General features: G+C 46.1%; 11 protein-coding genes. 5 read left to right on the top strand and 6 right to left on the bottom strand.

Translation table 11 applies throughout. The annotated features are described in order from the left end of the window. The first annotated feature begins 117 nt into the window (after positions 1-117). Together OXN82_RS03425 and OXN82_RS03420 are read left to right on the top strand one after the other, a co-directional pair. A complete protein-coding gene (locus OXN82_RS03425; RefSeq protein ID WP_147671920.1) occupies positions 118-444 on the top strand; it encodes a YbjQ family protein in 327 nt (108 codons plus the stop codon). A 15-nt stretch (positions 445-459) separates the two neighbouring features. Then, entirely contained in the window at positions 460-1,107 is a 648-nt protein-coding gene (locus OXN82_RS03420) for a heavy metal-binding domain-containing protein (RefSeq protein WP_147671921.1), read from the top strand. A 1-nt stretch (position 1,108) separates the two neighbouring features. On the opposite strand, the gene OXN82_RS03415 is transcribed toward OXN82_RS03420, so the two are convergent. Further along, positions 1,109-1,882: an ion channel gene (locus OXN82_RS03415; RefSeq protein ID WP_147671922.1), complete on the bottom strand. Its 774-nt coding sequence runs from the start codon at positions 1,880-1,882 to the stop codon at positions 1,109-1,111. A gap of 257 nt (positions 1,883-2,139) precedes the next feature. Here OXN82_RS03415 and OXN82_RS03410 point away from each other — a divergent pair, with 257 nt between their 5' ends. Together OXN82_RS03410 and OXN82_RS03405 are read left to right on the top strand one after the other, a co-directional pair. Next, positions 2,140-3,165: a H(2)-dependent methylenetetrahydromethanopterin dehydrogenase-related protein gene (locus OXN82_RS03410; protein WP_147671923.1), complete on the top strand. Its 1,026-nt coding sequence runs from the start codon at positions 2,140-2,142 to the stop codon at positions 3,163-3,165. An 11-nt stretch (positions 3,166-3,176) separates the two neighbouring features. Next, positions 3,177-3,524 (top strand): roadblock/LC7 domain-containing protein, encoded by a 348-nt coding sequence (locus OXN82_RS03405; RefSeq protein ID WP_013295713.1) that lies wholly within the window; start codon positions 3,177-3,179, stop codon positions 3,522-3,524. A 14-nt stretch (positions 3,525-3,538) separates the two neighbouring features. On the opposite strand, the gene OXN82_RS03400 is transcribed toward OXN82_RS03405, so the two are convergent. Both OXN82_RS03400 and OXN82_RS03395 read right to left on the bottom strand, forming a co-directional pair. Beyond that, positions 3,539-5,236 carry a DUF2357 domain-containing protein gene (locus OXN82_RS03400; protein ID WP_321211955.1) on the bottom strand — a complete coding sequence of 566 codons (1,698 nt, stop codon included), beginning with the start codon at positions 5,234-5,236 and terminating at the stop codon, positions 3,539-3,541. Between the two features lie 6 nt (positions 5,237-5,242). After that, the gene (locus OXN82_RS03395) at positions 5,243-7,318 is read right to left on the bottom strand and encodes an McrB family protein (protein WP_321211954.1); all 2,076 of its coding nucleotides are present in this window, start codon (positions 7,316-7,318) and stop codon (positions 5,243-5,245) included. 49 nt (positions 7,319-7,367) lie between these two features. Between OXN82_RS03395 and OXN82_RS03390 the strand changes: the two genes are divergently transcribed. Next, positions 7,368-9,146, top strand: a complete 1,779-nt coding sequence (locus OXN82_RS03390) for a hypothetical protein (RefSeq protein ID WP_321211953.1) — start codon at positions 7,368-7,370, stop codon at positions 9,144-9,146. On the opposite strand, the gene OXN82_RS03385 is transcribed toward OXN82_RS03390, so the two are convergent. The 3 genes from OXN82_RS03385 to OXN82_RS03375 are packed head-to-tail and all read right to left on the bottom strand — an operon-like array spanning position 9,139 to position 15,717. After that, positions 9,139-12,051, bottom strand: coding sequence for a hypothetical protein (locus OXN82_RS03385; protein ID WP_321211952.1), 2,913 nt, complete (start codon positions 12,049-12,051; stop codon positions 9,139-9,141). The two genes, OXN82_RS03390 and OXN82_RS03385, sit on opposite strands and share 8 nt — an antisense overlap. A gap of 34 nt (positions 12,052-12,085) precedes the next feature. Then, positions 12,086-13,816, bottom strand: a complete 1,731-nt coding sequence (gene drmB / locus OXN82_RS03380) for a DrmB family protein (protein ID WP_321211951.1) — start codon at positions 13,814-13,816, stop codon at positions 12,086-12,088. A 2-nt stretch (positions 13,817-13,818) separates the two neighbouring features. Beyond that, a complete protein-coding gene (locus OXN82_RS03375; RefSeq protein ID WP_321211950.1) occupies positions 13,819-15,717 on the bottom strand; it encodes a helicase-related protein in 1,899 nt (632 codons plus the stop codon). Positions 15,718-15,724 lie beyond the last annotated feature (7 nt).

Here is a 15,724-nt window from a genome sequence, read left to right as displayed (position 1 = left end):
TCTATACAGTTAACTATGTATCCCCTTGTGGATATATTTTGAGTGGGTGTCGATGATGGAGGGACACCTTGCATATTGGGACTACGAGCTGGATATGGTTAGAAGGGGGTTTTGGTGATGCTCATGTTAACGTCGAATACCGTTGAGGGTAAGGTGATAGGCAGGTACCATGGTATCGTGACCGGGGATGCGCTCATAGGGGCCAACATATACAAGGACCTCTTCTCGGGTGTGAGGGACGTGGTTGGTGGCAGGACATCGGCCTATGAGAGGGAACTTGCAAGGGCAAGGGAACTGGCCCTATCCTCCATGAGGGAGGCCGCCGAGAAGCTGGGGGCTGACGCAGTTATAGGGGTGAGGATTGACTACCACAACCTCGGGGGTACAATGGGTAACACGATCCTCGTATCCGCCACCGGGACAGCGGTGTCCCTTGAGGAGTGAACCGGGGTGTTTTCTGTGGGGAGGTACAGGTGGGCCGTCATTGCGGTTGCAGCGGGCCTTGGAGCGGGCCTCTTATCAGCCATCCTCTCTGTAAGGTTCCAGCTTGTGGTATTCGGCTTCAACATCATGTACATAGTATCCCCCCTCCTTGCAGGATTCGTCGAGTCATACATTGCAGGGAGGAAGTACGGGGCAAGTACCGGTGCTGTAAGCGCGATCCTGGTCTTTTTTGCTGTGAACATCTACGGCTGGTTCTTCCCGGCCGAACCCATTGAGTGGAATGTGTTCACGGTGGGGGGTCTGATGCTGGCCTTCCAGGCGGCCTTCCCCACAGCAGTGAACTTCCTCCTCGCAGCTATCATAACATACCTCCTTGGACTCGCAGGTAAGGGTGTGGGTGACCTTCTGGTGCCAAAAAACGGAAGCATACCCCTTGGCTATGATGCCGGAGGTGAAATGCTTGGTATAGCCGCAGGGGAGGCTGTGGGGAAACCTGATGAAATCACCGAACTTCGAAGGCTGGCTGTTGAGCGCATGCTGCAGAATGCTGAGGCCATGGGGGCCGTTGGAGTGGTTGACATCGATGTTGAGGTCACGGTGCTCAGGGGCCTCGGTGGAGAGGTTCTTGCTGTGACGGCCACAGGGACAGCGGTGAAGGGTTAATTTATCTCTTTTTTAGGTTAGCCTTTTCAAGCATATCCTCTATTCTCTCAAGTTTCATCTCGAGTTCATCCAGCTTATCACTGAGCCTCCTGAACTCATCCCTTCGTGCAGATTCTATCCTCTCCTGCTCCTTCCTGAGGGTCTCAAGGAGGGTGGATGTCGCAGAAGCGGTTATGAGGCTTGTGGATGCAATGGCACTGATCATTATGATCACACCGGTCAGCCTGCCAAGGGCTGTTACAGGTATTATATCACCGTAGCCCACCGTTGTGATGGTCTGGAGGACGTACCATAATGAGTCCTCATATGTCCTCACAAGGGGGTTCACAGGACTTTCAACCAGGTAGAAGACGATTGTGAATACGAAAAGCACAGATACAAAGAGTCCCAGACCATAGCCGAGGCGGCTGGTCCTTATGAACTCCCCCACAGACCCCGCAAGGTCCCTGAATGCAATGAAAAGCCCCACAACCTTTATGAGGTTCAGAACTGCAAGTATGACAGAATCAGGGTTCGCCCCCAGGAGGTTCACGCCAATGAAGTAGAAGGGCACCATCACAACGGGAATGTTCCACCTGTCGCGGACTCCTGGCCGAAGTATGTAGGCTGTCACAACCGTGATACTGGTGAGGAGGTCCAGGAGGACTATCCTTGAGAATGTCCCGGGCTGAAGGGGAAGGAATGTGCTGACAAGCAGTGATAGCCCATCAAGTCCAAGGAGAACAAGTATTATAACCTCAAAAAGTACCCTGACACCTTTCTGAAGATCTTTCACATTGAAACCCCCTTAAGGAAGCATGAACTGGATACTAATTCTATATTATGGATTATTTATAACCTTTCACGCGTGAAAAATGAAATCTTTCAGATTAAAACTCCATTTAATGTTTCGAATAAGTAATAATAGAATATCAATGTTCTGAATGAGTAATAACATGATATTATCCACCCATTCATGGAAAAACTTTAATAGGGTGAGTTTTCATAACCTATTTTTTCTTCTGGAGACTTTCACATGAAAGAGTGATAACAATGAAGGTGACAGTTTACGGTGCTGGTAATCAGAAATTATATACTGAGGAACTGAACCTCCCTGAAAAGTACGGCGGGGAGGCTCCATACGGCGGAAGCAGAATGGCCATGGAATTCGCACAGGCCGGACACGAGGTTACACTTGCAGAACCTGTAAGGGACGTACTGGAAGATGAACACTGGAACCTTGTTGAGGAAGCAGGTGTAACCGTCACAGATAACGATAAGGAGGCCGCAGCCGACGCCGATGTTGCGGTGCTATTCACACCCTTCGGAAAGGGAACCGTAAGGATAGCCAGGGATATACTTCCTGAGCTACCAGAGGGTGCGGTTATAGCCAACACCTGCACGGTATCACCGGTGGTGCTGTACTATGTCCTTGAAAAAGAATTAAAAATGGACAGAACAGATATAGGTGTGTCCTCAATGCACCCTGCGGCTGTGCCAGGGACACCGCAGCACGAACACTACGTTATAGGCGGAAGGCCCACAGCGGAACTTGACATTGCAACAGATGAACAGATCTCAAGGTGCGCTGAACTCGCAGAGAGCACTGGTAAGACAGCCTACGTGGTCCCGGCAGATGTGACATCAGCAGTTGCAGATATGGGCTCCCTGGTCACTGCGGTGGCACTTGCAGGTGTCCTGGACTACTACTACGTGGGTACCCAGATAATAAAGGCCCCTGAGGAGATGGTTGAGAAGCAGATACTCATGACACTCCAGACCATGGCATCCCTCGTTGAAACATCAGGTGTTGATGGAATGGCCAGGGCCATGAACCCTGAACTCCTGGTGAAAAGCGCAAAGTCAATGCACCTCCTTGATGAACAGGAGGAACTGGACGCAGCCCTCAGGAAGATCTCCCAGCTCAACGATGATGTCATGAAATGGATCGAGGGTGCCGATGTTAAACACACGGACCTTGTGGCTGCACAGGCCCTCACAGGTGAACTCAAAACCGTCATGGGGGACCGTGCAGCTGAGGGTACAATAAGAAGGTGCATGAGGAAGATGTTTGAATAGGGGGTTTGAAGTTGATAGAGAGGATACTCAAGGACCTTGGAAGGGTGAACGGTGTTAACGGATCCCTGGTTGTTGGAAAGGACGGTCTCATAATAGAGAGTGAGGTTTCAGGTGACATCGACGCGGAACTCGTGGGTGCAATGGCCTCAGCGGTTTTCGGTACAGCCGAGAGGTCGGCCGAGGAGATAAAGCATGAGCCCCTCGAGCAGGTCATGATTGAGGGTAAACGTGGTAAGACCCTCATGATCGACGCAGGTGAGGGGATCCTCGTCGTGATAACCGACGTGGATGTGAACCTGGGAATGATCAGGATAGAGATGAAGAGGAGCGCCGAGAGGCTAAGTGACCTTCTCGGATGATCCATTTTAATTCTTTATTTTTCTTCAGCTATTCTCCTGATGGCCCTCTCAATGAAATCACGGAGTCTCTTCTCATCCGCAGCAGAGTCACCGGGTCGCATGGGGAATGCACCCACAGAAGGGACCTCTCCGGTTTCCTCATTGAATATCACCCTTCTGCTGCCAGGGTAGAGGATGTAGGCCCCCATGCTGTGGAGTATGGCGTCCTTGTAGGTATGCATCTTGTAGACATCCCCATCCCTGTACCGGCTTTCAAGTTCCTCCTCGGCGTCCCGGAGGTCGATATCATAGAAGTCCTCAGGGTTAACGGTTGAACGGTACTTGGCATCGAGGTGGATGAAGTAGGTGCACTCCCCCACATCCACGAGAAGTGAATAGTCTGGTCTGAAGGGCAGTGAATAGGAACTGCAACGGGTATTCCTCGTGAATCTACCATTGTAGGATAATGCGATTTCCAAATCCCCCATACTGAACCTCAGCACCGACATCCCCCTCCTGAGCCTCACACCCCAGTCATTGAGGTCAAAGATATCACAGGGGTTAACGGAGTCCCCGGTTATATTCTCGAGTATCCCTATGAGCCTGAAGTAGCACCAGTACTCGTAGAGTTCGCTGAGCTTCCTCTCAAAGCCCCTGATGGCATCCTCAAGTTCATCCCAGGTGAACCTGAGTGAGAGGTCCAGCATGAAGAAGTACCTGAGTATATCCCTGTAACCCTCCCTCTTCTGGAGGACCTGTGAGTTGAGGGGGAGAACACTGAGTTCACCCACATCCATGAGCCAGCGGGCAGAGAGGAATCCCCTGACATCATCAAGGAACCCCTCAAGGGAGTCCCTTATGTAACCCTCAGGGGCTGTTTCAAGTAACCTCAGGATAAGGTCCTCAACTGACTCAAGAAAGTACCTGTAGAACCGGTTCTCGGGGATGTCAGGGGTCTCACGGAGTCTCACCTCGGGGAGTACCCTGGGGATACCCCCATCAATGCTGCCCGGGGTTGAAATCACGGATATGATCTCCTCAGGGTCAACGGTGGCTGCCAGGCCTGCAGGCACCAGTTCAACCTCCCGCCGGAGGCCAGATGAGTACATCTGATTTATGTGCTCTGCATCGGCATGGAGGTTCTCAGGCCTGAAGATATGCTCAAGGATGAGGAAGTCCTCGTACAGTGTTCTTGCTGAGTGTTCATCCACGGTGAACCTCTGGAATATTGGGGAATCGGAGTTCAGTATGAGGGAGGTTATCTCATCTGAAAGGTCTGAGAGCATTGCAGGGTACTGTTCATGGTAGTTTATCTTCTTTGAGCGCACCTCGACGGGTATCGTCTCATGGAGGTCGCCGGAGGAGACATCAAGGAAGGACTTGCCTGCGTAGCTCCTGAAGTTGAGGAAACCCGCTGATTTTTCTTCCAACTGAAACATGAGCTCCTGGAATACAGCATCCCTCTTCAGGGAGGGGAGGACATCACATTCACCTGAACCCTCAAAGAGCACATGGTACTGGGTCTCCTCAAGCAGCATGATCTCTGAGAGGTTATCATAGTATGGGCAGTACTCGATTGCGTTGAGACCAGGTCTTTCAACCTCGGGGACGTTTATGAGACTCACAGGGTAACCGTTAACCTCGATGGTTCTCTCAGGTATCTCCCTGGGGGCCGGGCCGCCCCTGATCCTCAGGGTGCCCATCTGAAACTCTATGATAATCTCGGAGTCCATCTTCAACTACCTTATGAATGATACGTAGCGCTGGATCCTCAGTGTCTCCACCATTTCCCCCAGTTTATCATGGGAGTCAGGGAATCTCCCCTCGCAGTGGTCCTTCAGCTCATTGAGGGTGTCCTTCAGGAGCCTCTCCGGGCCGTGGATCTTGGGGAGGATCTTCTGTTTGATCTGGGCGTCCAGGTAGCGCTCCCAGTTTTCCCATTTTGCGGGTTTTCCCTCGTACACCCATGCGGCGCGCATGAATTCCAGTACCTCCATGGTTACCCTGAAACCGAAGTCAAATCCTGCCCTCTGAAGTTTCTCATGGAAGAAGCTGAGTTCACGGACCAGCTCATCACGGATGCCACCCAGGTCCCCGGGGTCACTGGCGTCATGGTTGAGGGGGTCCTCCAGAAATTCCAGGTCCCCAGCAGGTTCCCCGGGTTCCCCCTCCTCCAGGAGGTATTCCCTGGGGTTCAGGGTCTCGAATTCTATGGTGTTGGCACGGTCAAGGACCTTGGGTGAGAACATGTAGGTTGTCTCATCCACGTTCACGGTACCGACAACCAGGAGGTTCTCTGGGAGTGTTATCTCTGAGTGAAAGTCACAGTCAGGGTCGTCATGGAGGGGTACGGGTTCACCACTCTCGAGGGCTGAGAGGAAGTCTGAAAAGTAGCGTTCCACGTGTGAGAGGTTCATCTCATCGAGTATGAGTATGTATGGATTCTCGGGGTCCTTTGAGGCTTTTCTGATGAAGTCCAGTGCAGGTGTGCTCTGGTATTTACCTGTCATGATGTTGAGGTAACCGAATATGTGCCTCTTCTCGGTCCAGTTGGCGCCCACGGGTACGATGAGGTACCTCTTCCTCTCAGGGGCTGAAATGTACTGGCCGTAGAGCTGGGCGAGCTTCGTCTTACCTGTCCCTGAGTTACCTGTGAGGATCACGAAGGGCTTCACCTTGAGTGAGAGGAGGAAGTTCTCGATGAGTTCAGGTTTGAAGTGGTAGCCCCTGAGTTTCAGAAAATCATGGAAGCTGATTCCCCAACCGCAGTTTTTTATCCATATGAACCTGTCTACGAAATTCTTTATCATCTCAGGGATGTTTTCATCAATTTTTCCTATGAGAACCGCTTCGTCATGGCCTTCGTCATCGGTGACTCTGATCCACTGTTCATGGAATATTTCCTTAAATTTTTCTTTACTGACTCCTGAAATGCCTCCACGGTGTATGAGGTAGTGATTGCCATCAGAGTCAGTTACAAAGGCGCCCTTAACATACCTGTTGATACCCTCCTTGGGTATATTGAGTGTGCAGACAACAGGTTTTTCGGAGCTTCCCGGCCTATTTGTTCCGAAAGCATTTTTATGGCTTCCCTCCCTGTCTCTGTATACATACCACATTTTAAGATCAGGAATCCAGTATGCCTCCTTTGCATCTGGCCATGTGAATTTTACCATTGATGGCTCCACGATTTCACTGGCACGGGATTTCAGTATTTTGTCAAGGGTTTTCTGAGTTCTTGCTATCTCTTCTTTATCTGATAAAACCCTGAAAACAGTTCCAGCTGTTTTCATCCTTTTAACCTCATATACAAATTCCCTTATATTCTCGGGGAGTGTCTCGTCCAAGGGTCCTATCACCACAACCCTGCTTTCTCTGTCACCATCAGCCACCTCTGTCCACTCGCCATTATAATTATCCTCAAAAAATTTTTTACTGTAATTACCGCCAAGTTTGCCCCTGTGAACCACGTAGTAGTTTCCAAGGGGGTCACGTGCAAAGGCAGCTCCTATTCTACGATCTATGCCTTCAGGGGGAAAGTTTATCTCACAGACTATTGTCCTGTTTTCACCCTCAGCAGGTTCATCCGTCCCAAAACCGTTCCAGTACCTGCTTTCCTTGATGAAACGGGTCATGTACCATATCCTGAGGTCCGAGATCCAGTAAACCTTCCCCTTCTCTTCACCACCCTGAAAACCCGCTCCACCCTCAACGACTCTGTCAGCCCTTTCAGTGAGAATACGTTTCATTCGCTCCTGAAGCCCCTCTATCTCTTTCCCATCAGATACTATCCTCAAATTAACATATCTAACCAAGAAAGCCACCCCAAATTTATTTATTTTATCATCCAGTATTTAATCTATGATGAATTCAAAAAGGGGCATTGACAGATACTCCACATTTGGTCTGAGGGATGAATGGCTACCATCCATCTTCCTCTGGGAGGAGAAGTGGACTGAAAGGAATAACCTCGGTCCCATCCAGGTAAATGCCGTTGAGTCCTGGCTTGAGGATGCCGGGCTCATAGTAGGAAAAAGGGTAACGCCCCTCTTCAGGAGAATCCGTGATATCTACTTCATGGAACCTGAATCAGCCTGGCAGATAATATGGGCAGAACTGTACCATGGTTCCCCTGCAGTTAGAATATTCTGTGATCGTATCGGTTTTGACGAGTACCTCGGTAAGGATGAGATCACAGGTATTCTGAAATCTGAGGAGCCAGACCTCACAGAATCAACCCTGAAAAACCCTGTCTCAGCCATCATTAACATGTTTGAGCACTCCCATCTTGGGAAACTCATTACTTTCAGAGGAAATAAAAGGGGTAGACAGATTAAAAGGGTTCACCTCAATGATATTGACCCTCATGTGGTGGCATACTGCCTCTACAGGCTTTCAGAGGAGCTGGAAACAGGGAAAATAAAGATAAATGATCTTTTAACTGGTGAAGTTCCAGGATGTCCACTGAAGGTTTTTGGACTGGAGGAGAAACCACTAAAGCGTTTTCTTGAAGAACTTGAGGATTACGGACTCCTGAATATTGCCGAGGGGGTTATCTACCTTAAAAAAACACCATCCACTGAAGTGCTCGACATCTATATAACCTTTCTCAAAACATTTAACACCGATAGGCCGGACCTGACCCCTGATGAGATCAGATTAAGGGAGAACTTACGTGATTCGCTCATGGAGAACCCTGAGAGGCTATTCGGTGAAAGGATTCATGACATTTATGGTTTTATAAGGGGCGCCTCACTCAGAGAACTCATCACAGTGTGTGCGACCGCAGATCGCGGTTTAACATCAGAGAGGTTCAAAGGGCCAGGCTCAGCCATACCTCTTCTTCTTTTAATTAGAATTGATGACACAGATTTTAAAATCAATTTTAATGAGTTAAGGAACGTCATAGTCATCTGCCCGGATGTGGCCCCAGCAGGGGAGAGGTTTGAGCTGCTGCTTGATCATCTGACACTTGCAGAGACCAGAGATGAGGGTGAGCACAGAAGGATTGCTGAGAGGATAATCGCGACCTGGATCGGGGACATGATGCAGTCAGGTTTCCGGTGGTACCTCAACGGTGAATCAGGTGGTGGCGATAGGCTCTACGGTGTCAGTGAGCTGATAAACAGTGAACTCTCAAGAAGGATTTTCCCCTTCGGCCCTGAGAATATACCCGAGATACGTGGAAACAGGAACCTCTGGAAAATAGGGAAGGACTATCCAAATGTTTTCAAGATATTCTTCCTCTCGAGTACACTTGATGAGTTCAGGGGGAAGTCCAGCAAGGGTTTATTCCGCTTTCTATCCCACCTTCTCCGTGATACTAATGGGAAATGGATCGTTGATGAGGAACTCAACCTGAAGAACGGCACATACCATCCTGTTAAGGCAATGGTTGAGGTCACCGTTGATAAACTCTCAAAAAAGGAGAACGTTGATCTTGTTGAAGAGATGCGGTTTCTCTCAGAACCACCATATGGCCTTAAGGGTGATATGATAGGGCATGCTGTGGTGTCATTTATACTGCGGGTCCTGAGGGGTCATATCACACGATATGGAAGGATACTTAATGATGCAGAACTCATGGAAATTAAAAAGGAAATTCTTGAGAGATGGAAAGAAAACCAGCTGCAACTCATCTGATGTATCTCTCATAATCTGGGAGTATCTTCATTGACGGTGCACTTATTTTAACCTTAACATTTTTTGCCTGCTTTATTTTAAACTTGCCTGAACGTTTGAGAACGTGTTTTATTTCTTTCCAGAGTTCATCATAGAGTCTGTGATGTTTTAGAGGTAATGATTGTTTTCCGTCGGTTAAGAATTTCCTTCTCATCTCCTGAAGTGTCAGTGAGGCGATGTAGGATTTCCTTGCCTGCTCCTCATCGAGTCCCATTTCAGGGAACAGTTCATTGAGGGCCATGTATATTTTTTCAACATCTGCAAGTCCCTTGGGATGTTCAACGTCGAAAATGGGAACATAACCCCCTGACGTTTTTATGATCTCTGGCTCAGACAACCAGTGAGTTTTTATATATTCATGATTTCTGGCATTTAAATCAAATTTGACAAGATATTTTGAAAGGTAATCCTTTGCCCGCTCCTCATGGCAGCCATGGGTATTCATAAGTTTTTCCACGGCGGTTTTCATATTCTTGAGCCACTCATAGGAATCTTCAACCAGTTCCCCAAATCCGTTCCATATATAATAGGATCTTTTTATCTGCAGATGAGGAGCAATTTCTATCATGAACTGTGTGAAGAGAATTTTGAATGATGCATAAAATCCATGTTCATCCAGCAGCAAGGATCTGTTCTGAAGGTTTTCTGCTTTGCTTCCGGCTCTGATGTGCTCTATTCTATCAGCATACTCATCCTTAAAAAACAGGATTCTGTGGGGAGGTATGAACATTCCCTCGTTCATTTCATTTATGGCAAGTACACATTCAGTACCGGGCTTTATGGTTCTTTTACGTCTTTCAGGGGTTCTTTCATGAAGCGATGATCTGTTATGCGATTCGGATCTAAGGGCTTTCTCAAACTTCAGAATTTCCTCTTTAACAGTTTTCTGATCACTGATCTTTTCTGTAACATCAAATAGCAGTGCCGGCGCATTTTCATCTCTGGCTGGGATATGTAGAGGTTTTTTTACCTGTTCTGTGATTCTGTTCTCGACTATTGATTTTATTTTCTTGAGATTGCGGGATCCCCCTATGAAGTAGAATTTAGTTACCTGTGTATCATTCATCGAGTAGTCTATAGGTGGATATGATGTTGTAATTACAACTGAATTATTCTTTTCGTAATGATTGGGAAGATCGTTCCATGTGCATACCTCAACAGCTTTAACTATGGAATTCTCCTCATCAGTCTCAAAAATCCTTTTCAGTTTTTTTGTTTCTTCACGTGACTTCAAGACGACAAATATGGATTGATTTCCATTTGCTGCCACTTCTGATTCAATGATGTCTTTCATTGAATTCAATATCGGATTTTGCTGTGAACTTGATGAAACTGAATAAACATCTTCGAATGTGTTTTTTACTTCATCAAATAAGGGCGTATCCAGAAGTTCATTGAGAATGTTATCAATGACCCATCCTTTCATTGAATACCTGTATGGCCCAGAAAGATGGAGTGGTGTTTCTGGAAGATGTCTCAGGTATTTGCGGAGAGTTCTGTCATTGTTCACTTTAAGAATCCTCTCGGATGTCTCTTCTATTCTATCAAGTTCATCAACATGAACATACTCTATTTTAGCATCCTGGGGGTTAAGAGATAGTTCACTTAATGATGATGAAAATGGGGATTGTATTGAATTATCTTTCTCTCTGAAAAGAATATCAAGGATTGGTACACAGTCCCATGTGTGTGCCGTTAAACTGTCCATTAGATCCCTGTAAAGGTGGCGGCTATCTGGTCTGATGGAAAACATCAGAATAGTATGATCCGTTGAAAGAATAAATTCCTGAAATTTTCGCCATCTTCGTCCCCTGAAAAGCCTTTCATTGACGAAAAAATCGGAATCGGTGAAGAATACAATATCTGGATTAAATTCTTCAATGAGACCAAAAAGATAATCAGGTTCCAGAAATTGCGAGATAAAAACCGCTGAATTTCCTGAAATGTCAGTATTTATGACTTCAGTTATGCAATCATATTTAAATTGCTCTTTGACCTTTATCAAGCTGTCAGAATGTAGTATTGCACTGAACATGTCAAATTTTGGAAAACGAAGCCTTTCCCCAGTCCATTCGCACCTTTCCTCAATTGTTATATTGATTATTCCAGCATCGTTTATCATTTCCTTTTTTTTCTGTCCTTTTTCATTTTTTAGAGTAATACTTTTTACAGCATCCATGCCATAGAGATTATTGTAATGTTTTAGAATGCGGTTTCTGCATTTTCTCAGGGTCATTTCAGGATTATAAAACGATATTTCTGTCACGTGTTTGTTTTTTAAATCCTTTATTCTGTAATGAATCTTTTTTTTCTTTTTGAAGATATTTTTTCTGTCTATTTTTGATATTATCCTTTTAAATTCTCTATAATCCTCTGAATTCAATTTAAAGGACATATTTTCAATGTAATGGAGACTTTCAAATGCTGAGAAGGGGTCAGGTAGCCCGAATTCAGTTCTATCAGTTTTATCATGGATTTCTCCAACAACAATGATTTTCGCATTTTTCTTAATCCTAAGGTACTCGCATATCAGAAGGGGGATAAACCTGACGTCCTTCCAGGGCCATGTTATCAGGTACTTACCTGAACTAATTTGGGGAAGCCATTTCAGATACGATTTCTCAATTGGATTATTTTTTATTGACCAGAGTAAAGATAGATCCTTTTTTATGGGTCCTTTTAACTTTTTCAGGAGATTATAGAGTTTTTCCTGCCTATGAAGATACATTGTCCTGCTGAAGAAAGCGCCGCAGGAGGAGCACATGAATGTTTCATCATCCTCCATCAGGAGAGGTGCTCCTGTAATCGCAGGTTCGTTGCAGTTTGGGCATACAGGGTAGTCATGATAGTAATATGCAGGTTCCATATTAATTCACCATTTTGACGGATCAGACGAATCATCAATCTCCAAGAACCACATGCCTGTCCAGCCATCTATTTCTGTGTTCACAGGACGTCTCAGAGATCATTAAACAACTGTGACATGCTGAACCATTGTAATTTCCCTCTGAAATTCTGTTCTGATGGCATATTGGATCGTTGGAGCAGAATTCAAGATCTTTCATTGCCATTTTCCATATCTCATCAAATCTGGATTCCGAAGCACATCCCGAGAGGCCCCCCATACTGCACTCATCTCCAATGGATGATGAATAGAGGAGAATGCCTCCATGACACCCGTCTGAGTAGACCCTCTCCCTTATCGAGGCTGATGCATAGCCAGAATACAGTGAGACGGCCCTTATAAGAGCATGTGAAAGTGTGTGCCACCATACAAATTCAGGGGTCACACTTCTATTTTTTCTCAGAATTTCATCATGAATCAGATTTTTTTCATTCCACTCCTGCAGCACATCCGGAGATGAAAGGTCACCTGTACTTACATCAGCCGTTATGAACAAACCCTCACCCGCGCTCTCAAATGCAGGATACCACCATGTTCCTGACAGTGCATCCCGTGCTCCTGTTCTTACAATTCTTGGTTGCAGCACCTCTGAATTTTCATTTTTTTTGAGATAGGGACTCCTGAAGTAACCTATTTGAACTGTTGTGAGCTTCAATTTTCTGACAGGAATAATTTTAAGAGAAAGCTGAGAATCAACTGAAAAATCCACCGGTCTTCCCATTGATAGGATTTCAGAGCTCTGCATCTCTCTGAGGGCCTGAAATTCATCTGCAAGAGGATCTGCTGTTCTATTCTCAGTGAAGTTCAGCACATATTCACAGAATTCGCCGTATCCCCTTTCCGTTATAAAATGTTCAATGTCATGATAATATTCTCCTTTATTTTCTCTAACATATGAAAGCAGATCTTCTTTATTCACTCCTGTTTTTATCAGGGAAATCAGACCGCCCCTGAATTCAGGATCCTCCAGTATTTCATCGAGTTTGTTTTTATAGGGAATTTTAACAAGGGTCAGTGTTACAGGTATCCTCAGTGAGGTTGACTGTCTCTGAATAGTTTTCATTTCAAGTTCGCATGTTTCACTTCCACGATTCCCATCTCCATTTTCAGGAAATCTGCCGGTGCATCGGAATTTTTTCCTGTAAATATCACGCAGGGATGATGACTGTCCACATTCGGGGCATTCAACCTTTATGTGTGCAATGGATGGTCCCTCAATTTTCCAGTAAAAATACCGCGAATTGCAGCCAGTCCTTTCACTGTGAACAAGATAGTGCCAGGGCACCTCATCAAGATGTCCATCAGGACATGCGGCAACAAATCGTGTTGCTGAAGCCTTATCTGATCCGCATAGGGGACATCCGCCTCTTTCATCTTTGTAAAGGACTGGTGAATGATTCTTATCACTGTCTCTTCCATAACATATTTTCCAGCGAGGAAATGGATATGTGTTGTAGATGTAAAGGCTTTCATCACGGTTAAGAGCTGCGTTGCTAGGTATTGAAAATAGCCTTATCTTATTAATTTCCTCATTTTTCTTGAGGAACTCAGAAAGCCTGCTGTCAGTAACCTCAAATTTTTCGAGGTACTCACTGGTAAATAAATTCCTTAGTCCCTGATTCAGTGAAGGGATTATCCGGGGTCCATTTTTTCCCTCCAGTATGGCTCCGGGTCCATAGGTAAATATGAACTGGGATCTCCTCAGATGCTGCACATCATGACTCATTTTCACACCTTAAAACCTGTTGTTTCTTCAATATCCCGCAGTGAATTCGGGGCATTCCTGAAAACTGTTTTGAGTTTTTCATATTCATGTGCTGGAGTGGCTAGAACCACGTCGTGTTCTGGTCTTTTAAATTGCGTGTATTCCGAAAAATGGAGTTCATCGGATTCGTTGGCAACAGCTTTCCACCGCTTCATACACTCCTCAAGAGAAGTTTTAATGATCGAGGACTCCGTCCTGTCTTTAAATATTTTCTCAGCACGTTTCACCATGGATTCAATGAGTTTCTGAATGTCTTCAGAGGCTTTTTCAGAAAGTATTATGTCACCTTCCTTGTTTTCTGTCCAGCTGGCGGCGGATAATGGCATATTCCTGAGAAATGCGACTGCTGCGGGTCCAAGGGCCCTGCTCATGGCTCCCTCTGAATACGGTGAAACGGACACGGGTTCAACATTTTCATGAATCCTTGCATGATACTTCATGAACATCTCATAGTGATTCATGTCACGTGGTCTTGCAGCATTCAGAAATGTCAGAACAAGACCGCCATATTTTCGTCCTATTCTTCCAGTTGCCTGTATGTAGGATCCGGTTGTCTTCGGCTGACCGTTGACAATCATGAGGGATAGATGGGGCACGTCAACACCGGTACCGAACATTGAAGTTGTGAATATGGCATCATACTCAGGAGTTCCTTCCTGTTCCCCATCACGTTCTATTCCGTCCAGTACAAGTGGCAGAGCAGTTGAATCAATCCTGCTTGAAAGTTCAAGGGGATCGGGCCCTATATCACGGGGATCATCACCTGAAATCTCCTTCAACCTTTCCACGACGTCCTCCCTGTAAAATGCAATTGCCCCTCCCAGTTCCCTTATTGAATTGTAGTACCCCACAACTGTCCAGTAATATCTGATGGCCTCATCATCTGTGTTTTCTGCCGATGTTTTGAGAACACGGGCCCATAGCCTTATCTGGGGTGTTATTGGACCTCTTCCAGGTGCTGCGATTCCCATGTAAAGTCTGCCCCCCTTTTTTTCATCCCATGCGCTGGCGGGATCATCCTCCTTAACGAAAAATGAGTCCTCTATTTCAAGACCATTTGGGGGGAACTGGAACAGATCCCTTCCAAAGAGAAGTTTTGTCTGGTCACCTGCATTGTTTATCGTTGCAGTGGATGCAAGGTATTTTGGTCTCACCCCTCCACTGCACAGCAGTGACTCCACGACTGCCTCATAGATCCCAAACATGCTTCCAAGAGGACCGTCCAGGAGGTGAAGTTCGTCCTGGATTATCAGTTCGGGAGGCAGAAACCTGTCAACAGCAGTATCATATTTTTTACTCCTTTCTGTAGCCTCTTCAGGATACAGTCCATCTCTGTGATAACCGTAAAATCTGTTGAATTTATCAACATTCCCGAAGATTGCAGCTGCCCTTGGTTCAAAGGATAGCCTTGCAATCTTATCTGCCGTGCTTATGATAACTGTGGGGCATCTTGCATAAACCTGCTCATCGACTGTGTATGCGGGAACTGGAATTCTCCGGTTCTCTTTAAATGGACCCTCAAACCTCCTTAAGGTGTTCCCGTCAGGGAACTCTGCTTTTTCATCTGAGGGAATGCCCTCCATCCATTCAACTCCTGTATTAAGAGGACATTCAGGGTTGGGGCACCATATTTCAAAGTCAGAGTATCTTCTTTTTTTTCTGCCTTCATCATAGGAGCTTCCAAAGTATCCGGGTCTGCGCCAGCTCAGTGAAGAGAATTCAAAGTACTTTCCGATACATTCCATGATTTCGGATATCCGGAAGAGATCAACATCCCCTTCATAAAATTTTATGGTGAGTGTTTCGTGATCTTCCCTGAGGTTTTCTCTGGAACTTATAATATCCACAATTTCGGGAAACATCTCCCTG

It is taken from the genome of Methanothermobacter sp. DP (assembly GCF_026692625.1).
GTDB lineage: Archaea > Methanobacteriota > Methanobacteria > Methanobacteriales > Methanothermobacteraceae > Methanothermobacter > Methanothermobacter marburgensis.
This window is presented reverse-complemented; position numbering and strand designations above follow the sequence as displayed.